This window comes from Bradyrhizobium sp. F1.13.3 (assembly GCF_040548265.1).
In the GTDB taxonomy this organism is placed as follows: Bacteria; Pseudomonadota; Alphaproteobacteria; order Rhizobiales; family Xanthobacteraceae; genus Bradyrhizobium.
In genome coordinates, this window is sequence record NZ_JBEPRI010000001.1 from 439680 (window position 1) to 452918 (window position 13239).

Annotated in this window: 11 protein-coding genes; 7 read left to right on the forward strand and 4 right to left on the reverse strand. The window is 63.8% G+C overall.

Translation table 11 applies throughout. The annotated features are described in order from the left end of the window. Positions 1-64: 64 nt before the first annotated feature. Entirely contained in the window at positions 65-562 is a 498-nt protein-coding gene (locus tag ABIB66_RS02020) for a hypothetical protein (protein ID WP_106942534.1), read from the reverse strand. A 458-nt stretch (positions 563-1020) separates the two neighbouring features. Between ABIB66_RS02020 and ABIB66_RS02025 the strand changes: the two genes are divergently transcribed. The 6 genes from ABIB66_RS02025 to ABIB66_RS02050 all read left to right on the forward strand — a co-directional run bounded on the left by ABIB66_RS02025 (position 1021) and on the right by ABIB66_RS02050 (position 7205). Next, positions 1021-1254, forward strand: coding sequence for a hypothetical protein (locus ABIB66_RS02025; RefSeq protein WP_007593627.1), 234 nt, complete (start codon positions 1021-1023; stop codon positions 1252-1254). Positions 1255-1448: 194 nt separating this feature from the next. Next, positions 1449-2333, forward strand: coding sequence for a squalene synthase HpnC (hpnC, locus tag ABIB66_RS02030; RefSeq protein ID WP_354206935.1), 885 nt, complete (start codon positions 1449-1451; stop codon positions 2331-2333). Next, entirely contained in the window at positions 2323-3162 is an 840-nt protein-coding gene (hpnD, locus tag ABIB66_RS02035; protein ID WP_275170603.1) for a presqualene diphosphate synthase HpnD, read from the forward strand. Before hpnC ends, hpnD begins: the two co-directional genes overlap by 11 nt. After that, positions 3162-4418 carry a hydroxysqualene dehydroxylase HpnE gene (hpnE, locus tag ABIB66_RS02040; protein WP_354206932.1) on the forward strand — a complete coding sequence of 419 codons (1257 nt, stop codon included), beginning with the start codon at positions 3162-3164 and terminating at the stop codon, positions 4416-4418. Before hpnD ends, hpnE begins: the two co-directional genes overlap by 1 nt. 73 nt (positions 4419-4491) lie before the next feature. Further along, positions 4492-6459: a squalene--hopene cyclase gene (gene shc, locus ABIB66_RS02045; RefSeq protein WP_354206930.1), complete on the forward strand. Its 1968-nt coding sequence runs from the start codon at positions 4492-4494 to the stop codon at positions 6457-6459. Then, on the forward strand, positions 6456-7205 hold the full coding sequence (locus tag ABIB66_RS02050) for a phosphorylase (protein ID WP_354254067.1): 750 nt from the start codon (positions 6456-6458) through the stop codon (positions 7203-7205). Before shc ends, ABIB66_RS02050 begins: the two co-directional genes overlap by 4 nt. Positions 7206-7373: 168 nt before the next feature. Here ABIB66_RS02050 and hpnH read toward each other — a convergent pair whose 3' ends face one another. Both hpnH and ispH read right to left on the reverse strand, forming a co-directional pair. Then, positions 7374-8534, reverse strand: a complete 1161-nt coding sequence (gene hpnH / locus ABIB66_RS02055) for an adenosyl-hopene transferase HpnH (RefSeq protein ID WP_007593619.1) — start codon at positions 8532-8534, stop codon at positions 7374-7376. A gap of 35 nt (positions 8535-8569) precedes the next feature. Then, on the reverse strand, positions 8570-9496 hold the full coding sequence (gene ispH, locus ABIB66_RS02060; RefSeq protein WP_354206927.1) for a 4-hydroxy-3-methylbut-2-enyl diphosphate reductase: 927 nt from the start codon (positions 9494-9496) through the stop codon (positions 8570-8572). 462 nt (positions 9497-9958) lie between these two features. Here ispH and hpnN point away from each other — a divergent pair, with 462 nt between their 5' ends. Continuing rightward, on the forward strand, positions 9959-12547 hold the full coding sequence (gene hpnN, locus ABIB66_RS02065; protein ID WP_275170608.1) for a hopanoid transporter HpnN: 2589 nt from the start codon (positions 9959-9961) through the stop codon (positions 12545-12547). Here the strand turns inward: hpnN and ABIB66_RS02070 are convergent. Continuing rightward, positions 12515-13147, reverse strand: a complete 633-nt coding sequence (locus tag ABIB66_RS02070) for a DUF2147 domain-containing protein (protein WP_275170610.1) — start codon at positions 13145-13147, stop codon at positions 12515-12517. The two genes, hpnN and ABIB66_RS02070, sit on opposite strands and share 33 nt — an antisense overlap. Positions 13148-13239: the final 92 nt, after the last annotated feature.

Consider the following 13239-nt stretch of genomic DNA (forward strand, 5'->3'; position numbering starts at 1 on the left):
GAAAAACAACAAAGCCCCGGTTCGCGAGAACCGGGGCTTGGTGCTTTGGAAGCGGTAAGAGCTGTCAGCCCTTCGTCATCGTGATGTTGACGCCGCGAATCTCGCCCTTGGACGAGATCTGCACCGTCTGCTTGGTGCCGTTGGTGCGCAGCGACAAATTGGCGGCAAAGCCGTTGGCCTCGACGAAAACCTCGATCTGGCCGCCACCGGCGGTGCCTTGCAAATTGCCGAAGATGTTGCGGTTGGTCTCGCTCCAATTGCCGGAGATGCGCTCACCCTGGCTTGTCACGTCGCTGGTGAGGTCGAACTTGTAGCTGTCGGACGCGCAGTGCAGCGCCTGCTTGAGGCTGAGACCGGTGCCGGCAACCTTGTAGTCCGCCTTGCAGCGGATGCGCTCGGTGGAGCCGTCGGACAGCGACACCGTACCCGTCCCGGTCCACGCGCCCTCGAAACCTGCAAACGGTCCGGACGACTGAGCCTGACTCGCCGAAACTGAGAACAGCAGCACAGCGCCGATGCCGGCCGCCTTGATTGCCAGTTCAGATCGCCCAAAGAATTTCATCTCAAAATATCCCGTTTTGGAACGACGTTCGCTTGTCGCCAAGGACGTCTCGCCACATCGAAGGTTTAGTGTTCCGAGTCTGTGTCAGGTTCAATGGCCGGCCGCCCACATGTCGGCATCGCGAAGCGCGCTTGCCATGGTTGACCTCCGGATTCTCTGCGTTCGGCATGTTTCTGGCGCCTAAGGCGGGATGGAGAGATGCAGCTCTGCAACAGGTGCGCAGCAAAACGCGGCGTGCCTGAATTATGGCGTAGTATCAATCTCTTACATTTGCCAGAGAAGGCGCAGGGAAGACCTGATTTGGTGGACGTGGCGCCAATTTGGCCGCATTTGCCAGTGCTTGTGCCTTCTCTGAGGCCGCTACTCCCGCGGCGACTTGCCATCAGAATACTCCGTTCCGGTCGTCGCCTGTGCTGTCCGGGATTGGTGCGATTCTGCCGTCAGAATGAAGGAATACAATGCGTAAGCTTCTCGTCGCTCTCACCTTGCTGTCGGCCTCCCTCTCGACCGCAGCGTTCGCCCAGCAAGGGCGCGGCACGGACGCCGAGCAGAAGGCCTGCTCGCGCGATGTGCAGAAGCTCTGCCGTCCGGTCATCGACCAGGGCGATTTCACCATCCTGGCCTGCCTCAAGGAGAACCGGGCCAAGATCTCGCAGGCCTGCGACCAGGTCCTGAAGAACCACAACCAGTAAGCTCGGCCACTGGCCCACAAAAGGCGGCCTCCGGGGCCGCCTTTTCGGACCTGATCCGCAAAGGGCAGCCATCGAGAGACAGGATTGGTTTTGCGGCCGTATTCCCCTATATGGGGGCCGCGGCGGCATCGCCGGCACGGGCTAGCGCGAGCGAAAAAGCCCTTCCTGTCCAAACGATTGTAGACCAGCCCTCGATGACCTCTGCGAGCGAATTGCGATCCGGCAAGGGTGAGCGCGACGAGAATTTTCCCGTCGCGTCCTGGATCATTCATCCGCGTCATCGCGCGCTGATCCTGGCGTATTACAATTTCGTCCGCACCGCCGACGACATCGCCGACCACGCCACGCTGCCGCCCGACGAGAAGCTCGCTTATCTCGACCTGCTCGAGGCGGAATTGCTCGGCAAGGGCGACACCCAGGCCGAGGCCGTCAGCCTGCGGCATGCACTGGCCGAACGCGGCATGGCGCCGCGCCACGCGCTCGACGTGCTCATCGCGTTCCGCATGGACGTGACCAAGTTGCGCTACGAGAACTGGGACGAGGTCATCCATTATTGCCGCTACTCGGCGATGCCGGTCGGCCGCTTCATGCTCGACGTCCATGGTGAGAGCACCTCGACCTGGGCCGCGTCGGATGCACTCTGCGCAGCGCTGCAGATCAACAACCACCTTCAGGATTGCGGCAAGGATTTCCGCGAGCTCAACCGCGTCTACCTGCCGCGCGATGCGCTGGCCGCGAGTGGCGCCTCGGTCGAGCAGCTCGGACTGGCGCAGTCGCCGCCGGCGATGCTGGCCTGCCTTCAGGCTCTCGCCGTGCGCAACGAAGCGCTGCTCGAGGAGGGCAGGTCGTTAGCTGCGGAGATCCGGGATTTCCGCCTCGGCGTCGAGGTCTCCGTGATCCAGGCCTATGCCGACCGCATCGTGCGCCTGTTGAAGGTGCGCGATCCCTTGCGCGAGCGCGTGCACCTGAACAAGCTCGAGCTCCTCACCTTCAGCCTCGCCGGCATGATCGGCGAAGTCGGCCGCCGCGCGGTCGGACGCAAAGCCATTTCCAGACCGGGGACTGCACATGACGCTTGAGGCGACCTCGCCCGGCGCCAATTATGGCTCGACCGCATCCGGCAGTTCGTTCTACGCCGCGATGCGCATCCTGCCGCACGACCAGCGCGAAGCGATGTTCCAGATCTACAGCTTCTGCCGCCAGGTCGACGACATCGCCGATTCCGATGGCCCGCGCGACGAGCGGCTCGCCGCCCTTCAGGCGTGGCGCAACGACATCGATGCGCTCTACCAGGGCAATCCGCCGCCGCGGCTGAAGGACTACGTCGCGTCGGTGAAAAGCTTCGGCCTCAAGCGCGAGGATTTCCTTGCGATCGTCGACGGCATGGAGATGGACGTGCCGCAGGACATCCGCGCGCCCGACATGGCGACGCTGGATCTCTACTGCGATCGCGTTGCGAGTGCCGTGGGGCGGCTGTCGGTCCGGGTCTTCGGCCTGCCGGAAGAAGATGGCATCGAGCTCGCGCATCATCTCGGCCGCGCGCTCCAGCTCACCAACATCCTGCGCGACATCGACGAGGATGCGGGCCTCGGGCGGCTCTATCTGCCGCGCGAAGCGCTGCTGCATGCCGGCATCACCTCCAACGATCCGGACCGCGTGATCGTCGAGCGCGCGCTGCCGAAGGTCTGCCTGCCGCTGGCGCAACGCGCAAAGGTGTATTTCGAGAAGTCGGACGAGATCATGAATCGCAACCGGCGCCGCGCGGTGCGCGCGCCGCGGATGATGTCGAAATACTATCATGCCATTCTGGATCTCCTGATCGCGCGCGGGTTCAACGCGCCGCGTGAGCCGGTGCGTGTGTCGAAGATCACACGCATCGCCATCCTGCTCCGTTACGCTCTCATCTGATGCAAAAAACAGCTCACATCATCGGTGCTGGAATCTCCGGCCTCTCCGCCGCCGTGCGGCTTGCCAATGCCGGCTTCAAGATCGCCGTGCACGAGGCGACGCAGCAGGCCGGCGGCCGCTGCCGTTCCTATTTCGACGGTGCCACCAATCTCACCATCGACAACGGCAACCATTTGCTGCTGTCCGGCAATAGCCACGCGCGCGCCTATGCGCGCTCGATCGGCACCGAGGCGGGCCTCGTCGGTCCGGAGCGCGCGCAGTTTCCCTTCGTCGACATCACGACCGGGCAGCGCTGGCAGATCGATCTCGGCGACGGCCGGCTGCCGACGTGGGTGCTCGACGAGAGCCGCCGCGTCCCCGACACCGGGTTGACCGATTATCTGAAGCTGGCGCCGCTGATCTGGGCCTCGGAAGAGACGCTGGTCGGCAAGTCCATTCCCTGCGAGGGCATCCTCTATCAGCGCCTGGTGCAGCCGCTACTGCTGGCGGCGCTCAACGTCGATCCACCCGAAGGCTCGGCTGGGCTTGCCGGCGCGATCGTCCGCGAGACGCTGCTTGCCGGCGGGCAGGCCTGCCGTCCCCTGATCGCGCGGGACGGACTAAGTGCGGTGCTGATCGAGCCTGCCGTGACGTTCCTGCAGGAGCGCGGCCACACCGTTCAGCTCGGCCATGAGCTGCGCTCGTTTGCGACCCATGACGGCAAGGTCGGTGCGCTGAATTTCGGCGGCGAAGATGTGGTCCAGATCGGCGCGGGCGACGTCGTCGTGATGGCGGTGCCGCCGCGCGCTGCCTCCAACTTGCTGCCGGGCCTGAAGACGCCGACCGAATTCCGCGCCATCGTGAATGCGCATTTCCGCGTTGAGCCGCCAGCGGGATCGGCTCCGATCCTCGGCGTAATCGGTGGCGTCGTGGAATGGCTGTTTGCGTTCCCGAACCGGCTTTCCGTCACCATCAGCAACGGCGACCGTCTGGTCGAGATGCCGCGCGAGGAACTCGCGCAGGCGATCTGGAACGACGTCTGCAAGGCGGGCGGTGTTTCCGGCGAGCTGCCCCCTTGGCAGATCGTGCGCGAGCGCCGCGCCACATTTGCGGCGACTCCGGCGCAGAATGCCCTGCGTCCAGGGCCGGTCACTGCGCTGAAAAACCTGTTTCTTGCAGGCGATTGGACTGCTACGGGATTGCCTGCAACCATCGAGGGATCGGTCCGATCCGGTGATCGCGCCGCCGATCTGGTTCTGGCCGCCAAGGGATACTGACAGGCGGCCCTGACGGGCATTTGTCCCGGTCAATTTCGACCAATTCAATCGACTATCGGAGCAATCGAGCGAGATGGATTCCGTGAACGCGACCAGCCGCGAAGCCCAAGAATTGAGAAACTTGGAATCGAGCATTGTGTCGGCCACCGAAGGCGTCCTCGGCTTCCAGCAACCCGACGGCCATTGGGTGTTCGAGCTCGAGGCAGATTGCACCATTCCCGCCGAATACGTGCTGCTGCGCCATTATCTGGCCGAGCCGGTCGATGCCGTGCTCGAAGCCAAGATCGCCAATTATCTTCGCCGCGTTCAGGGCGCCCATGGCGGTTGGCCGCTGGTGCATGACGGCGAGTTCGACATGAGCGCCAGCGTGAAGGCGTATTTCGCGCTGAAGATGATCGGGGATTCCATCGACGCGCCGCACATGGTGCGTGCGCGCGAGGCGATCCATTCCCGCGGCGGCGCCATTCACAGCAACGTCTTCACGCGCTTCATGCTTGCGATGTTTGGCGTCGTGACCTGGCGCGCGGTACCGGTGCTGCCGATCGAGATCGTGCTGCTGCCGTTCTGGTCGCCTTTCCACATCAACAAGATCTCCTACTGGGCGCGCACCACCATGGTGCCGCTGATGGTCATCGCCGCGCTGAAGCCGCGGGCGAGGAATCCCAAGGGCATCGGTATCGACGAGCTGTTCCTGCAGGATCCGCGCTCGATCGGCATGACTGCCAAGGCGCCGCACCAGAGCATGGCCTGGTTCGTTCTGTTCCGCGCGCTCGACGGCATTTTGCGCGTGGTCGAGCCGATGTTTCCCAAGAGCTTGCGCAAGCGCGCGATCGATGCAGCGCTCGCCTTCACCGAGGAGCGGCTCAATGGCGAGGACGGCATGGGCGCGATCTATCCGCCGATGGCCAACATCGTCATGATGTACGACGCGCTCGGCAAGGACGAGAACTTCCCGCCGCGCGCGATCACGCGCCGGGGTATCGACAAGCTGCTCGTGATCAAGGACGACGAAGCCTATTGCCAGCCCTGCGTCTCGCCGGTGTGGGACACGACGCTGACCGCCCACGCGCTGCTCGAAGCCGGCGGTAACAGGGCGGTGCCTGCGGCCAAGCAGGGTCTCGACTGGCTGAGCCCGAAGCAGGAGCTCGAGGTGAAGGGCGACTGGGCGGTGAAACGGCCCGACGTGCGCCCGGGTGGGTGGGCCTTCCAGTACAACAATGCCCATTATCCCGATCTCGACGATACCGCGGTGGTCGTGATGTCGATGGACCGGATGCGCCGGGAGCACGGCGCGACCGGCTATGACGCCGCGATCGACCGTGCGCGGGAGTGGATCGAGGGCATGCAGAGCGACGACGGCGGCTGGGCTGCCTTCGACGTCAACAATCTCGAATACTATCTGAACAACATCCCGTTCTCGGACCATGGCGCGCTGCTCGATCCACCGACCGAGGACGTCACCGCGCGCTGCGTCTCGATGCTGGCCCAGCTCGGCGAGACCGCGAAGACCAGCAAGCATGTCGCGGACGGGATCGACTACCTCCGAAAGACCCAGCACCCGGAAGGGTCCTGGTATGGCCGCTGGGGGATGAACTTCATCTATGGAACCTGGTCGGTGCTGTGCGCCCTCAACATGGCCGGCGTCCGCCATGACGACCCCATGATCCGGAAAGCCGCCGGCTGGCTGGCCTCGATCCAGAACAAGGACGGCGGCTGGGGCGAGGATGCCGTCAGCTACCGGCTGGACTACCGGGGCTGGGAAGCGGCCCCCTCGACCGCGTCGCAAACGGCATGGGCCTTGCTTGCCCTGATGGCGGCAGGCGAGGTTGATCACCCGGCCGTCGCCCGCGGGGTGGAGTACCTGATTGCAACACAGAACGAAAAAGGACTGTGGGACGAACAGCGGTACACCGCCACAGGCTTTCCCCGTGTATTCTATCTACGGTACCATGGTTACCCGAAGTTCTTCCCGCTGTGGGCGTTGGCGCGGTATCGGAACTTGCGGAACACCAACAGCAGGGTGGTAGGGGTCGGAATGTGACTTTGGGGACGGGGGACTATCTTACCGCGGGTCAAACCGTTGATCCGAGGCCGATATTGATCGTGACTGGACTGGTTCAGGAGGCCCGCATCGCGGCCGGGCCCGGAATGGCGGTCATTTGTTCGTCGAGCAGCCCGACCCAGTTGCGGGCGCTGTTGACGGTGCTGGATCCCGAGACGATTCGCGGTGTGATCTCCTTTGGCGTTGCCGGCGGGCTCGACCCGACGCTGCGCTCCGGCGACGTCGTGCTGGCGACCGAGGTGCTCGCGGGCGACACCCGCTGGGCCGCCGGCCTCTCGCTCGGCGACGACCTGATCGACCGCCTGACGTCGGGGCGCCGCCGCGTGGTGCGCGGCAGCCTCGCCGGTGCCGAGGAAGTGGTCACGGGGCGCTCCTGCAAGGCGGCGCTGCATTCGGAGACCGGAGCGGCCGCCGTCGACATGGAAAGCCACATCGCGGCCGCCTACGCCGCCGAGGCCGGCTTGCCGTTCGCCGCGGTCCGCGTCATCAGCGATCCCGCCCATCGCGCGCTGCCGGCGCTCGCCCGCGCCGCCATCAAGCCGAATGGCCAGATCGACGTGCTGGCCGTGCTGCGCGGCATCGCGCGCAATCCGACCGCGCTGCACGGACTGGTCTCGACCGGCCTCGACTTCAACCGCGCGCTGCGCTCACTTCGCGGCTGCCGCGACTTCCTGATCGGCACCGGGCTGGTCGAGGGCGAGGCGCTGGTCTCCGAGGCGGCCTGAGCGGGTTCTGCGATCACTAAAATGAAAAGGCCCGGTCGCCAATGGCGACCGGGCCTTTTGTTTTGATCTGCGTAGCTCGGATGGAGCAGAGCGCAATCCGGGGCCTTCAACGCGGAGGCACCCTCCCGGATTTCGCTTGCGCTCCATCCGGGCTACAGGTCACCGCGCTTACGCGGCGGTCGAAGCCTTCCGTGCGGCCTTCTCCTGGGCAGCGGCGGCCTCGTCCTTGCGGATCTCCGACAGGCGCTTCTGCACTTCCGCCGAGAAGATATACTGGGCCGGACGCTGCTTGCTCATGTCGATCTCCGGCGCCATTGGACCCGTGGTCCTGATGCCGCGCAGCGACACCCACATCGCCTTCAGCGGGTTGTTGATGGCAGCGGTCGCCGCCGTCGGCTCGTAGCCGCAATGGGCCATACAGTCGGCGCACTTCTCGTACTTGCCGGTGCCGTAGGTCTCCCAGTCGGTCGTGTCCATCAGCTCCTTGAAGGTCTTCGCATAGCCTTCGCCGAGCAGGTAGCAGGGCTTCTGCCAACCGAAGATGTTGCGCGCGGGCATGCCCCAGGGCGTGCACTCATATTCCTGGTTGCCGGCGAGGAAGTCGAGGAACAGGCCGGAATGCATGAAATTCCACTTCTTGCCTTTGCCCATCGCAAAGACGTCGCGGAACAGCTTCTTGGTCTTGGTGCGGTTGAGGAAGTGCTCCTGGTCGGGCGCGCGCTCATAGGCGTAGCCGGGCGACATCGAGACGCCGACACCGAGCTCGACCGTGAGGTCGAGGAACTTGGCGATCTCCTCGGCCGGGTGGCCGTCGAAGATGGTGGCGTTGACGTTGACGGTGAAGCCGCGGGCCTTGGCCGCCTTGATCGCGGAGACGGCGCGGTCGAACACGCCCTTCTGCGACACGGCCTTGTCGTGGTGCTCCTTCAGGCCATCGAGATGCACCGAGAAGAACAGATAGGGCGAGGGCTCGAACAGATCGAGCTTCTTCTCGAGCAACAACGCGTTGGTGCAGAGCGAGACGAACTTCTTGCGCGCCACGAGGCCGCGCACGATCTCGCCGATCTCCTTGTGGATCAGCGGCTCGCCGCCGGGAATGGCGACCATCGGCGCGCCGCACTCGTCGGCCGCGTCCCAGCACTCCTGTGCGGTCATGCGGCGGTTGAGGATCGCATCCGGATAGTCGATCTTGCCGCAGCCGACGCAGGCGAGGTTGCAGCGGAACAGCGGCTCCAGCATCAGCACGAGCGGATAGCGCTTGCGGCCAAGCAGCTTCTGCTTGATCAAATAGCCGCCGATACGCATTTCCTTGAAGAAGGGGATAGCCATTACAAGTTTCTTTCTGGGCTTGAAATTCGGGTGGGTCAGCTCGCAGCCAGTTGGGCCGGAAGCCGGAATTCGATGTTTTCCTCGCGGCCGGGGAGCACCGAGACCTTGACCGGTCCGATCCGCCGCATTGCTTCGATCACGTCATCCACGAGTACCTCGGGCGCCGAAGCGCCAGCCGTGACACCGACGGTTCTGGCATCTTTCAACCACTCGGGATTGAGCGCGCTGCCGTCGGCAATCAGATAACTCGCGACACCGGCCTCAGTGCCGATTTCGCGGAGCCGGTTCGAGTTCGAGCTATTGGCAGCGCCCACCACCAAGATCACGTCGACCAGCTTGCTCAAATCCCTTACCGCAGATTGGCGGTTCTGTGTCGCATAGCAGATATCCCGGATATCCGGACCTTGAATATCTGTAAAGCGGGCCTGCAGGGCCGAAATGATGTCCTTGGTGTCATCCACAGACAGGGTGGTCTGGGTGATGTAGGCCACTGGCGTATCCGCCGGCAGCTCAAGGGCCTTAACCTCTTCAACACTTTGGACCAGCAGGACGGGGGCGGGAACCTGGCCCATCGTACCCTCGACCTCGGGGTGGCCAGCATGGCCGATCAGGATCAGGGTGCGGCGCCTGGCGATGTAGCGCTTCCCCTGATTGTGAACTTTCGTGACCAGGGGGCAGGTGGCATTGAGCACTGGAAGGTCGCGCGCGGCCGCTTCTTCCTCGACGCTGCGGGCGACGCCATGAGCGCTGAAGACCGTCACGGCCTTCGGCGGCACCTCTGACAGTTCCTCGACGAAGATCGCGCCTTTGTTTTTCAGGCTCTCGACGACGTACTTGTTGTGCACGATCTCATGGCGCACGTAGACGGGCGGGCCGTACTTCTCCAGCGCCCGTTCCACGATCTCGATTGCACGCACCACTCCCGCGCAAAAGCCACGCGGTTGCGCCAGATAAACTTCCATTGGACGCCCATCACGCAAGTTGCACCAATCCGCTCTCAAGTTCAGGGGTCACCGCGATACGAACCAATGAGTTGCAATATCCGCACCACGGTTTCGCGCAGGCGGTAGCTGCCCACCCCTGTCGCCGCCCCGGTGCATGGAGGCGCAGCACTTTGTGTCAAAAAATCGGCAGTAAGGAAAGGTGGAACGAACTTTGGTTCCCTACTGGATCACTTTTGCGGTACTATAGTAGAGGGCGCCCATTGCCGCAAAAGTGGAGACATTTGTGCGCGCGCTTCGTCACTTTCCCGCCTCAACTCCCCGGCTATACCGACTGCCCCGCATGATTTTGCCATGGTCTTCCGCCGTTTACCTCGAACCTTCTGACGGCGATAACCACTCAAAACAGCAATAGGTTTCGGCCGGGAACTCCGTTAAACAGCGGGCGTTTCCGGCAAGCTGTTAACCGCAGAAAGAAAAGTAGTGCTGCAAAGCGTAGTCGTTGCCACCGTCAGGGCCTGCACCCGGTTTGCCTCCCTCGTCGTCGTTCTCGGGCTCCTGCTGGCGGTGGGGGCGGGCTATTACACGTCCCGGCACTTTGCCATCAACACCGACATCAACTCGCTGATTGCCCAAAATCTGGACTGGCGCCAACGCGACCAGCAGTTCGATCGCGCCTTCGACCGCGATGCGACGATCACGGCGGTGGTCGAAGCCAAGACGCCGGAGATGGCGACCGCGGCGTCGGACGCGCTCTATGCCAAGCTGAAGGACAACAAGACCGACTTCCAGTCGATGCAGCAGCTCGGCACCGGCGAGTTCTTCGAGAAGAATGGTCTGTTGTTCCTGCCGACCGAAGAAGTCGGCAAGGTCACCAGTCAGTTCGAATCCGCCGCGCCCCTGATCGAGATCATGGCGGGCGATCCCTCGATCCGCGGCCTGACCGGCGCGCTGGAAACGGGACTTGCCGGCGTCAAGCGCGGCCAGGTCAAGCTCGACAACACCGAACGGCCCTTCAACCAGATCGCGCAAACGGTCGAGACCGTGCTCAACAAGGGCAACGCGACCTTCTCCTGGCGCGAACTCGTCAGTGACGACCCGCTGACGGATTCGGACAAGCGCGCCTTCATCGAGTTCAAGCCCGTCCTCGACTACAACGCGCTCGAGCCCGGCAAAGGCGCAACCGATGCGATCCGCAAGGCCGCAGCCGATCTGGATTTTGCCACCAAATATCAGGCGCGCGTGCGACTGACCGGTCCGGTCCCGATCGCCAACGAGGAATATGCAACCGTCCAGGAAGGTGCCGTCGTCAACGGCATCGGCACGGTCCTGGTCGTGCTGCTCATCCTGTGGCTGGCGCTGCATTCGGCGAAGATCATCTTCGCGGTGTTCGTCAATCTCTTCGTCGGTCTTGCGCTGACGACCGCCGCGGGCCTGATGATGGTGGGCTCGCTCAATTTGCTGTCGATCGCGTTCGCCGTGCTTTTCGTCGGCCTCGGCGTCGATTTCGGCATTCAGTACAGCGTCCGCTATCGCTCCGAACGCTACAAGCACAACGACCTTTCGGGCGCGCTGGTGCTGGCCGCCAAGCGCTCGGCAATTCCGTTGTCGCTGGCGGCAATGGCGACCGCGGCCGGCTTCCTCTGCTTCATCCCCACCGACTACAAGGGCATCGCCGAACTCGGTCAGATCGCCGGCGTCGGCATGCTGGTGGCGTTTGTTACCAGCATCACCGTGCTCCCGGCGATGCTGAAGCTGTTGAACCCGCCCGGCGAGAAAGAGCCGGTCGGCTACGCCTTCCTGGCACCGCTCGATCACTTCCTGGAGAAGCACCGCGTGCTGGTCGTCGGTGGTACGATGTTTCTCGCGGTCGCCGGCCTGCCGCTGCTCTATTTCATGAAGTTCGACTTCAACCCGATGAACCTGCGCAACCCGAAGGCAGAGTCGATCGCGACCTTCCTCGATTTGCGCAAGGATCCCAACACCGGCGCCAATGCCATCAACGTGATGACCACGTCGGAAGAGCAGGCAAGGCAGGTGGAGGCGAGGCTGGAGAAGGTGCCGGAGGTGTTGCGCGTGATGTCGCTCAACAGCTTCGTTCCTGAAGACCAGGCGCCGAAGCTGAAGCTGATCGCGCAGGGCGCCAAGGTGCTGAACCCCGCGCTCAATCCCGACCAGATCGACGCCGCGCCGACGGACAAGGAAAACGTCGATGCGCTGAAATCCTCGGTCGACAATCTGCGCCGGACCGCAGGCGATGCGAAGGGCCCGGGTGCGGTCGCCTCGCGTCGGCTCGCGGACGCGCTGGACAAGCTCGCCAATGGCGATGAAGCCACGCGGAACAAGGCGCAAGACGTGTTCGTCGCGCCGATGAAGATCGTGTTCGACCAGCTCCGGAACGCGATGCAGGCCGAGCCGGTCACCCTGAAATCATTGCCGGCAGATCTCGTTAGCGCCTGGAAGAGCAAGGATGGCATCATCCGCGTCGAGGCGCTGCCGAAGGGCGATCCCAACGACAACGACACGCTGCGCAAATTTGCGGCGGCTGTGCTCGTTGCCGAGCCGACCGCGATCGGCGGTCCGGTCTCGATCCTGAAATCCGGCGACACCGTGGTGAAGGCGTTCATCCATGCCGGAATCTATGCGCTGCTGGTGATCGGCCTGCTGCTGTGGATCACGCTGCGCCGGTTCGTCGACGTGCTGATGACGCTGGTGCCACTGCTGGTGGCCGGTGCGGTGACGCTCGAGATCTGCGTGTTGATCGGCTTGCCGCTCAACTTCGCCAATATCGTCGCGTTTCCGCTGCTGCTCGGCGTCGGCGTGGCCTTCAAGATCTACTATGTCGTGGCCTGGCGCTCAGGCAGGACAAACCTGCTCCAGACCAGCCTGACGCGCGCGATCTTTTTCAGCGCGCTGACAACGGCGACCGCGTTCGGCAGCCTCTGGCTGTCGAGCCATCCCGGCACGTCCAGCATGGGCAAGCTGCTCGCGCTGTCGCTGGTAACGACGCTCGCCGCCGTGCTGCTGTTTCAGCCCGCCCTAATGGGCAAACCCCGCAATCTCAGGGAGTAGGCAGATGTCGCCGACCTGGTCGGCGGCGCCCTTCTGACCGGGTTTGGCGGTGCCGCCGGGCTTGGGAAGTGCGGGCGCAGGCTGCGCCGCCGTAGCGCCCGTCGTTGCCGGGGCTTTCGGCGCGGCGCCGGTGGGCTTCGGCGCGCCCTTGGCCATGGCGTTGGCGGGGCTCAGGGGAATCGGGGGGCTGACCCGGGTCCAGGTCTCGCCACCGCACAGGAAGCCCATCACGCAGCCCTTGATCTCGAGCTGGTCGGTGCCGACCGGCGTGATGGTCGCGCTGTAGAGCTGGCCGTCCTTGGCGTTGTAGACCTGACCTTCCCACTGATCGGCGCCGGGCTTCTTCTTCATGTCGATCAGGGTCGCCAGGCCTAGCGTGGGCCGGGTCTTTTTCGAGGCGTCCGGATTGTTCTCGTCGCGGCCGCCGGGCTGTTTTTCCCAAGAAACCGCGCCCCACATGCTGCCATTGCATTGGGCGACACGAATGTTGGCGACGCCATCGGCAACCCGCCAGTCGCCGGTCGGATCGGCGGCGAGCGCCGGGGTCAGGCAGGCGTAACCGCCAGCCAGTATTAGTCCGGTGTAAAGGGCTAAACGCATGATAGTTCCTTGGCAGTGCAACATGGTCTAAAGCTCTGCTTGCGAAGATGGTCCGAAAAAGGGCAAAAGGCCGCACAGACCGTTTTTGGCAA

What these genes read in the sequence shown, in the direction of transcription:
- shc (WP_354206930.1), top strand. Translation starts at nt 4,492, where the DNA reads ATGGATTCCGTGAACGCGACCAGCCGCGAAGCCCAAGAATTGAGAAAC.
- ABIB66_RS02025 (WP_007593627.1), top strand. Translation starts at nt 1,021, where the DNA reads ATGCGTAAGCTTCTCGTCGCTCTCACCTTGCTGTCGGCCTCCCTCTCG.
- hpnD (WP_275170603.1), top strand. Translation starts at nt 2,323, where the DNA reads ATGACGCTTGAGGCGACCTCGCCCGGCGCCAATTATGGCTCGACCGCA.
- hpnE (WP_354206932.1), top strand. Translation starts at nt 3,162, where the DNA reads ATGCAAAAAACAGCTCACATCATCGGTGCTGGAATCTCCGGCCTCTCC.
- ABIB66_RS02070 (WP_275170610.1), bottom strand. Translation starts at nt 13,147, where the DNA reads ATGCGTTTAGCCCTTTACACCGGACTAATACTGGCTGGCGGTTACGCC.
- hpnC (WP_354206935.1), top strand. Translation starts at nt 1,449, where the DNA reads ATGACCTCTGCGAGCGAATTGCGATCCGGCAAGGGTGAGCGCGACGAG.
- hpnH (WP_007593619.1), bottom strand. Translation starts at nt 8,534, where the DNA reads ATGGCTATCCCCTTCTTCAAGGAAATGCGTATCGGCGGCTATTTGATC.
- ABIB66_RS02020 (WP_106942534.1), bottom strand. Translation starts at nt 562, where the DNA reads ATGAAATTCTTTGGGCGATCTGAACTGGCAATCAAGGCGGCCGGCATC.
- ispH (WP_354206927.1), bottom strand. Translation starts at nt 9,496, where the DNA reads ATGGAAGTTTATCTGGCGCAACCGCGTGGCTTTTGCGCGGGAGTGGTG.